The 7,914-nt window shown below is 62.0% G+C and carries 7 protein-coding genes; all 7 read right to left on the bottom strand.

The window, feature by feature from the left end; translation table 11 throughout:
- Positions 1-52: 52 nt before the first annotated feature.
- A complete protein-coding gene (locus WBB95_RS09785; protein ID WP_424487402.1) occupies positions 53-1,081 on the bottom strand; it encodes a Gfo/Idh/MocA family protein in 1,029 nt (342 codons plus the stop codon).
- Positions 1,082-1,207: 126 nt separating this feature from the next.
- A complete protein-coding gene (locus WBB95_RS09780; protein WP_424487401.1) occupies positions 1,208-2,068 on the bottom strand; it encodes a sugar phosphate isomerase/epimerase family protein in 861 nt (286 codons plus the stop codon).
- Positions 2,069-2,227: 159 nt separating this feature from the next.
- Positions 2,228-3,238, bottom strand: a complete 1,011-nt coding sequence (locus tag WBB95_RS09775; RefSeq protein WP_424487400.1) for a Gfo/Idh/MocA family protein — start codon at positions 3,236-3,238, stop codon at positions 2,228-2,230.
- 19 nt (positions 3,239-3,257) lie between these two features.
- On the bottom strand, positions 3,258-5,189 hold the full coding sequence (iolD, locus tag WBB95_RS09770; RefSeq protein ID WP_424487399.1) for a 3D-(3,5/4)-trihydroxycyclohexane-1,2-dione acylhydrolase (decyclizing): 1,932 nt from the start codon (positions 5,187-5,189) through the stop codon (positions 3,258-3,260).
- Between the two features lie 61 nt (positions 5,190-5,250).
- On the bottom strand, positions 5,251-6,072 hold the full coding sequence (locus tag WBB95_RS09765; protein ID WP_424487398.1) for a TIM barrel protein: 822 nt from the start codon (positions 6,070-6,072) through the stop codon (positions 5,251-5,253).
- Positions 6,073-6,097: 25 nt separating this feature from the next.
- On the bottom strand, positions 6,098-6,886 hold the full coding sequence (iolB, locus tag WBB95_RS09760; RefSeq protein ID WP_424487397.1) for a 5-deoxy-glucuronate isomerase: 789 nt from the start codon (positions 6,884-6,886) through the stop codon (positions 6,098-6,100).
- The gene (gene iolE, locus WBB95_RS09755) at positions 6,883-7,776 is read right to left on the bottom strand and encodes a myo-inosose-2 dehydratase (protein ID WP_424487396.1); all 894 of its coding nucleotides are present in this window, start codon (positions 7,774-7,776) and stop codon (positions 6,883-6,885) included. Before iolE ends, iolB begins: the two co-directional genes overlap by 4 nt.
- Between the last annotated feature and the right edge of the window lie 138 nt (positions 7,777-7,914).

The raw sequence follows: 7,914 nt of genomic DNA, 5'->3' as shown, positions 1-7,914 counted from the left end.
CTGGAAAAGACTTTATTGGAAAATAATTTCCATATCAACCTGTTTTAGAATTTTATTCTATTTTTGTTGAAACCACCTGCTGACGCTCATGGCTAAGGCGCGCGGCGTCCAATATACGGGTGGTCTCCAGCGCGTCACAGGCGTCGACTGGCAACGGCCCCTGCCCTTGCACAGCACTTTGCAACTGGCGATAGAACTGCGTCCAGCAACCTTTCTCCGACGGCACGCGTTCGCGCTCCTCGCCCTGCTCAAACCAGCCCCAACGTCGATGTTCTTCGGCGCCCCAGTGCTCACCTTCGGTTTTTGGCGATTTACCCGCCATCAGTGCGTCTTCCTGGCCGTCCAGACCGTCGACGGTGTAACACCCCAAGGTGCCGCTGACGCGAAAGCGCGGCGCCTGGCTGTTTTGCAGTGCACTGCCCCACAGGTGGGAGATCACGCCATTGGCGTGAGTCAGGGAGACGAAAAAGCCGTGGTCGAGCGTCGGGTGTTCGGGGCTGAACTGCAGCTGTGCAAACACCCGGTCGACCGGGCCGAACAGTTGCAACGCCTGGTCCACCAAGTGGCTGCCGAGGTCACGCAGCCAGCCGCCGCCACTGGGGTTGCCCACCGCGTGCGGGCTGTAGCGTTCGACGCGCGATTCAAACCGGGTGATGGCGCCCAGGGCGCCGGCGTCGATCAGTTTGCGCAGGGTCAGGTAGTCCGAGTCCCAGCGCCGGTTCTGGTAGACGCTGAGCAGCACGCCTTGGCGTTCGGCGGCGGTGATCAAGGCCTGGGCCTGCTCCGCGTTGCTGGCGAAGGGTTTGTCGCTGACCACCGCCACACCGTGCTCGATGGCTTCCAGCACCAGCGCCGGGCGGCCTTTGAGCGTGGTAGAAATCACCAGGGCGTCGACACCCGCCTCGACGATCTGGCCGATGGAGTCAAAGGCCTTGAGGCCGGGGTGGTCGCTCGACAGTTGCTGACGGCGTTCCGCCGAACGGGTCACCACGCCGACAAAAGTTGCCCCGGGCAACGTTGCTATCAGCGGTGCGTGAAAAAAGCGGCCACCGTGGCCGTAGCCAACCAATCCGATTCGCATGGGTCGATTCCTTGATCGTTCCCACGCCCTGCGTGGGAATGCAGCCCGTGACGCCAGGCGTCACATTCAAAAGCGGACGCGGAGCGTCCATTCAGATGTTCCCACGCAGCGCGCGGGAACGATCGGTCATTGGCAAAGCTCGCGGGTGACCCGTTCCAGCATCATTCGGCTGGACTCATCCGGCCGGTCTTCCCAGGCAAACACCGAAACGGTGGCGATGCCGTCGAACTTGATTTCACGCAGGGTGCCGAAAAACGCCTCCCAGTTCACCTCGCCCTGGCCGATGTCCAGGTGCTGGTGCACGGTGGCGGTCACGCCCGGCGGGTTGACGATATAGCGCAGGTTCGACGACGCGCGGTGGTTGTAGGTGTCGGCGATGATCAAGTGGCTGAGTTTGGAGCCTGCGTACTTGAGCATCGAGGCGATATCGCCTTTGCCATCGTCGTAGAAAAAGGTGTGCGGCGCGGCATAGAGGTAGTTGATCCAGTCGCGGTCAAGGCCACGAATGATGTCCACCGACTCGTTGTTGCGCTCGCAGAAATCGTACGGGTGCGCCTGGATATCCAGCTTGACGCCTTCGCGTTCGAACTCCGGCATCAGCTCGTCCATGGAGCGCATGAATTGGTTTTCGCACACCAGCGGGTTATCGGACTGGCCCGTGAACTCGGTATTGACCAGCTCGCAGTCCATTTCCACGGCGATCTGGATGGCGCGCTTCCAGTTGCGCACGGCGGCAACACGCAGGCCTTCGTCGGCGGCGGCCCAGTGGTACATGGGCAACAGCGACGACAGCTGCACGCCGGCATCGCTCAAGGCCTTGCGAAATTCCTTGATGCGCGCGCGGTCGACGCGGGCGGCTTTGTAGAACGGCAGGAAATCTTCCCGTGGGGAAAGTTCGATGTGCTGGTAGCCGAGCTCGGCGGCCTTGTCGACCATCTGGCCCAGGGGCAGATGGCGGTACATGTAGGGGTCTAGGGCGATGCGCATATTCAAATGCTCCCGGATCTTATGTTGGAACAGGATCCAATGTGGGAGCTGGCTTGCCTGCGATAGCGGCGTGTCCGGCGACATCAAGGTTGAATGTGCCGCCGTCATCGCAGGCAAGCCAGCTCCCAAACTGACTGAGTTTCGCCAGTGGGATTAGGTTTAGCCGTAAAAATGCGGGCGCGGTGGCAGGCCAACCTTGACGATCTGCTCACTGTTCTGCGCCTCGATGCACGCATCCGCCGCCACCGCTGCCGCAAACCCGTCCCAGGCCGACGGCCCGCCGACTTGCCCGGCGCGCACGCTGTCGATAAACGCTTGCAACTCCACGTCATAGGCGCCGATAAAGCGGTCCTTCCAGTCCATCAGAATGGCGTTCGACAGCTTGGCGCCGCTGCGCAGCTGCACCTGGGACGGCTCCGGCAATTTGGCGATACCGGTCTCCCCCACCACTTCGCACTGGATGTCGTAGCCGTACTGGCAGTTCACGAACACTTCCACGTCGATGCGCGTGCCCTTGGCGGTTTCCAGCAGCACGATCTGCGGGTCACGCAGGTGGGCCAGGGCTTTGCTCGATTTGCGCGGGAACACCACCTGCACCGACACGTAGTCGTCATTGAGCAGCCAGCGCAACACGTCCAACTCGTGGATCAAGGTGTCGGTGATCGCCATGTCAGTCTTGTAGTTCTCGCCCACCGTCGGGTTGCGGTGCGCGCAGTGCAGCATCAACGGCTCGCCGATCTGGCCGCTGTCGATCACCGCTTTCAGTGCGCGATACCCTTCGTCATACGGACGCATGAAGCCCACTTGCACCAGGCGTTTGCCATAGGCGACTTCGGCGTCGACGATCTTGCGGCAACCTTCGGCGGTGACCGCCAGGGGTTTCTCGCAGAACACCGGTTTGCCGGCGGCGATGGCGGCGAGCACGAACTCTTCGTGGCTCGGGCCCCAGGAGGTCACGAGGATCGCCTCGACCTGCGGCGAATTTATCAGCGCGTGGCCGTCCGGGTAGACCTCGGCGTCCAGCTTCAAGTCCGCAACGACCTTGGCGGCCTGCTCAAGGTTGATGTCAGTCACCGCCACGACCTGGCTGTTGAGCAAGGTCTGGCTGCAACGACGAATATGGTCACGGCCGATGGCGCCCGTACCGATCACTCCAAGCTTCAAAGACATACCCACACTCCTCTTGTTATTAGTACTGCCGGGCCTTCGCCAGGTGTTCATTGATTTTTTTCGCAGCTTCATTCGTGCGTTCGCTGGTCGACACCTGCGCCACGCCGACCCGCCACCACGACAGGTAGCCGTGGACCATGGTCTTGGGCAGCACCTTGATGTCGATCAGGGTCGAGACGGTTTGCGTGCGCGCATCGGCCAAAGCGGCGTGCAGCTGCTCGACGGTGCTGACCTTGTAGGTCTTGCAGCCATAGGCCGCCGCGCTCATGGCGAAATCCACCGGCACCAGCCCGCCGTCGAGCTTGCCGCTCTCGGGGTTGCGGAAGCGGAACTCGGTGCCGAAGCTGTCCATGCCATTGTTGATCTGCAGGTTGTTGATGCAGCCGAACGCCATGTTGTCCAGCAGCACCACGTTGATCTTGCGGCGCTCCTGGATCGAGGTGGCCAACTCCGAGTGCAGCATCATGTAGGAGCCATCGCCGACCAGCGCATACACCTCTTTGCTCGGCTCGGCGAGTTTCACCCCAAGGGCGGCGTTGATCTCGTAGCCCATGCACGAATAACCGTATTCGACGTGATAGGTGTTGACGCCCTTGCTGCGCCAGGCGCGCTGCAAGTCGCCGGGCAGGCTGCCGGCGGCGGCGACGATAATTGCGTCGTCGGCCAGGGTGTCGTTGAGCACACCGAGCACGCGGCTTTGGGTCAGGCAGGAGCCGGTCAGCTCGATAAATTCGCGCAGCACGGCGCGGTCCAGGTGGTCATCGACTTCGGGCACAAAATCGTCGCCCTGATATTCCACCTGGTGCACACGGTCCACTTCGGCATCCAGTTGCGCCTTGGCCTCACGAACCTGCTCGCCCCAACCTGCACGGTAATCCCCAAGCGCATCAGCCAGCGCCTCAAGGGCAACTTGCGCGTCGGCCAGCACTTGCACGCCGTCGAGCTTCACGGCATCGCAGGGGCTGATATTGAGGTTGAGAAACTTCACCTGCGGGTGCTTGAACAGCGATTTGGACGAGGTGGTGAAATCGGTGTAACGGGTACCGATGCCGATGATCAGGTCCGCCTCCGGCGCCAGCAGGTTCGCGGCCAGGCAGCCGGTCTCACCAATGCCGCCCACGTTCAGCGGGTGGCTGGAGACCACCGCGCTCTTGCCCGCCTGGGTTTCGGCAAACGGAATATCAAAGCGCTCGGCAAAGGCTTGCAACGCGGCATTCGCGCCGGAGTACTTGACCCCGCCACCACAGATGATCAGCGGTTTGCGCTTGCCCCGGAACGCGGCCAGCGCATCCCCGATCATCGCGGCCGTTGCCGGGCGACGGTCGATACGGTGCACGCGTTTTTGCAGGAAATAATCCGGGTAATCCCAGGCCTCGGCCTGCACATCCTGGGGCAGCGCCAGGGTCACGGCGCCGGTTTCAGCCGGGTCTGTCAGCACGCGCATGGCGTGGATCGCCGCCGTCATCAATTGCTCGGGACGGTTGATGCGGTCCCAGTATTTGCTCACGGCGCGAAACGCATCATTGGTGCTGATGCTCAGGTCGTGAAACTGCTCGATCTGTTGCAGCACCGGGTCGGGCTGGCGGCTGGCGTAGACGTCACCGGGCAACAACAGCAAGGGAATCCGGTTGGCGGTGGCGGTGGCAGCGGCGGTCAACATATTCGCTGCGCCCGGGCCCACCGAGGCCGTGCACGCATAAATCCTGCGCCGCAGGTGTTGCTTGGCAAACCCGATGGCTGCGTGGGCCATGCCTTGCTCGTTGCGGCCCTGATGCACCACCAGGTCGCCGCTGTCCTGCTCCAAGGCCTGGCCCAGGCCCAGCACATTGCCGTGGCCGAAAATCGTGAACACCCCGGCGACAAACTTGCTCTGCACGCCATCGACTTCGATGTACTGGTTATCCAGGAACTTCACCAGGGCCTGGGCCATGGTCAGTCTTGTTGTGGTCATCACTTGCACCTTGTGTAAATGCAGATCCATTGATCAACACAGACCCAATGTGGGAACTGCATCAGGTCCGGGAATTTTGCAGGTGGGCAATGCTTGCCCCCAGCGCCTGCTGAATGTCCGCCAACGCATGCACACTTTCGGCAAACGGTTCGAACGACAGATACCCGCTGTACCCCGTGCTCAGCAACGTGTCGATCTGCGCGGCATTGCCGAGGATATCGCCCTCGCCCACCAGCACGCGGTGGCCGTCGCGGATCGAATTGAGCGGTGCCTCGGCGTCTTCCACGCCCGAGATGTGCACCAGGCCGGTCAGTTGCGGGAAAAACTCCTGCTCGCTGGCCAAGTGGTGATGGAAGGTGTCGTGCACCAGGCGGAATACATCGAGGCCGCCGATCGACTGGATCGCGTCCACGGCCACGCGCTTGCGGCGCAGGGCGCACTCCTCAAAGCCCAGGGGCTCGATGAAGCCGAGAATTCCATATTCACGCAGGATCGGCGCCAGCTCACTCAAGGCAGTGCGCAAACCGGCCGCGCGCTGGGCTTCGTTGCGCGTGTCGCCGCGCTCATTCAGCGGGCACATCACCAGGCCTTGGGCGCCACATTCACGCGCATAGGTGGCGAGTTTGATCGCCTGGGCGCGGCGCTCGTCGTTCCACACATCAAAGGGGTACAGCGCGTTGATCGACAGCACCGTGATGCCCTGCACCGCGCACAACTCGCGGACGCGGCTGGCTGGCGTGCCGTATTCGATTTCGTTGCCCTTGAGGTCGTTGCGGATCTCGATGGCATCGCACTTCAGGGCCGCCGCCAACTGAATGAAATCCGGCAAGGAAAGGTTGGGGGCAACCATACGGTTGAGGGCAAAACGCAGAGGCGACTTCATTGTTGTTGTTCTCCGTTCAAACCAATTAGAGGTCCAGCAGCCAGCTGTGCTGCGGGTCGTTATGGAAATGCCAGGCACGCTTGGGGCCGGCCATCACGTTCAGGTAATAAGACTCGTAGCCATACGGCACGCTGACCGGGTGATAACCCTTGGGCACCACCACCAAGTCACTGTTTTCCACCGCCATGGCTTGGTCGATGCTGCGGTCGTCGGTGTAGACGCGCTGGAACACAAAGCCCTGGGGCGGGTTGATCTGGTGGTAATAGGTTTCTTCGAGAAAGCTCTGGTGCGGCAGGTCGTCGGTGTCGTGCTTGTGCGGCGGGTAGCTCGATGAGTGCCCCGACGGCGTGCGCACTTCCACCACCAGCAGCGAATGGGCAGGCTCGGTGTCCGGCAGGATGTCGCACACATAGCGGGTGTTGGCGCCTTTGCCGCGCACGCTGCGCTTGCAACTTTGCGGGCGGATCAGGCGGGGTTCGTAACCCGGCGCACCGGGCGCGGCACACACGGCAATCTGCACGTCGCTCAAGGCCGTGACCTGCGCGTCGGTGCCCGGTGGCAGGTAGGCGGCGAATGGGGACTTATCCTCGAACACCGACTGACGGTCGCCGAGGTTTTGCCAGTTGAAGCCTTCACCTTCGATGTTGACGCGACCGCTGAGCAGCACCAGGCACAGCTCCTGGTCACCGGCGGTCACCGGCAGGGTTTCACCGAGGCTCAGGCGGTAGGCGGCAAAGCCCACGTACTCCAGGCGCCCGTCTTCGAGGGCGACCATGGTCTGCCCGCGCTTGCTGCTTTTGACCAACAGGCTCATGGCTGAGTCCTCTCGTTGAGCAGGGCTCGCAAGGTGTCGTAGCCCTTTTTCGCATAGATGTAGCTGGGTGCCACCGCCGGGTCTTGCTCGGCTTCAACCACCAGCCAGCCGGCGTAATTCGCCGCCAACAGCACGTCCAGCAAGGGCGCGAAGTCGATATCGCCATCGCCGGGCACGGTGAAGGTGCCGTTGACGATGCAGTCGGGAAAACTCCACATCTGGTTGCGCGCCAGCTGCACCACCGGCTTGCGCACGTCCTTGAAGTGCACGTGGCAGATACGCTCGATATGCTTGCGCAGCACCTCGATCGGCTCACCGCCGCCCATGTAGCAGTGGCCCGAATCAAACAACAGGCCGACTTCCGGGCCGGTGCGGCGCATCAACTGGTCGATGTCCTCAGGGGATTCGACGTAGGCGCCCATGTGGTGGTGGTAGGCCAGCCGCACACCCTGGGACAGGGTAAAACGCGCGAGTTCGGTGAGTTTGTCGGCATACGCCTGCCAGGCGTGTTCGCTGTGGAAACGTGGGCGCTCGATCAGACGAACCCTGGAGCCCTGGATCGAATCAGCGACTTCGCCGTACACCAGCACCGTGGCGCCGTTCTGTTTCAACAGTTCGACATGGCCGGCGATAGCCTCGATTTCTTCGGCCACCGAGCGGCGCGCCAGGCGGCTGGAATACCAGCCGGAAACCAGCGCCAGGTCGTAGGGCCGCAATACGTCGCCCACGCCCTTGGCGTCCTTGGGGAATTTGCCGTTGAGCTCAAAACCTTCGTAGCCAATCTCCTTGCCTTCGCTCAGCGCGGTGCTCAGCGGCGTTTCACCGCCCAGGGCCGGCAGGTCGTCGTTGCTCCAGGAGATCGGGTTGATGCCAATTCGGATTGCGGGCATGGCTGCACCTTTTATTTTTATCTGACTTAAGCCTGGTGAGGTTTGCTTTATGTGGGAGCGGGTTTGCTCGCGAATGCGGTCATTCAGTTAAAGATGCTCTATCTGATACACCGCATTCGCGAGCAAGCCCGCTCCCAC

Source organism: Pseudomonas sp. (genome assembly GCF_049645325.1).
GTDB lineage: Bacteria > Pseudomonadota > Gammaproteobacteria > Pseudomonadales > Pseudomonadaceae > Aquipseudomonas.
This window is presented reverse-complemented; position numbering and strand designations above follow the sequence as displayed.

Coding starts and splice junctions, on each gene's coding strand:
- iolD (WP_424487399.1), bottom strand. CDS start 5,189: ATGACCACAACAAGACTGACCATGGCCCAGGCCCTGGTGAAGTTCCTG.
- WBB95_RS09765 (WP_424487398.1), bottom strand. CDS start 6,072: ATGAAGTCGCCTCTGCGTTTTGCCCTCAACCGTATGGTTGCCCCCAAC.
- WBB95_RS09780 (WP_424487401.1), bottom strand. CDS start 2,068: ATGCGCATCGCCCTAGACCCCTACATGTACCGCCATCTGCCCCTGGGC.
- iolB (WP_424487397.1), bottom strand. CDS start 6,886: ATGAGCCTGTTGGTCAAAAGCAGCAAGCGCGGGCAGACCATGGTCGCC.
- iolE (WP_424487396.1), bottom strand. CDS start 7,776: ATGCCCGCAATCCGAATTGGCATCAACCCGATCTCCTGGAGCAACGAC.
- WBB95_RS09775 (WP_424487400.1), bottom strand. CDS start 3,238: ATGTCTTTGAAGCTTGGAGTGATCGGTACGGGCGCCATCGGCCGTGAC.
- WBB95_RS09785 (WP_424487402.1), bottom strand. CDS start 1,081: ATGCGAATCGGATTGGTTGGCTACGGCCACGGTGGCCGCTTTTTTCAC.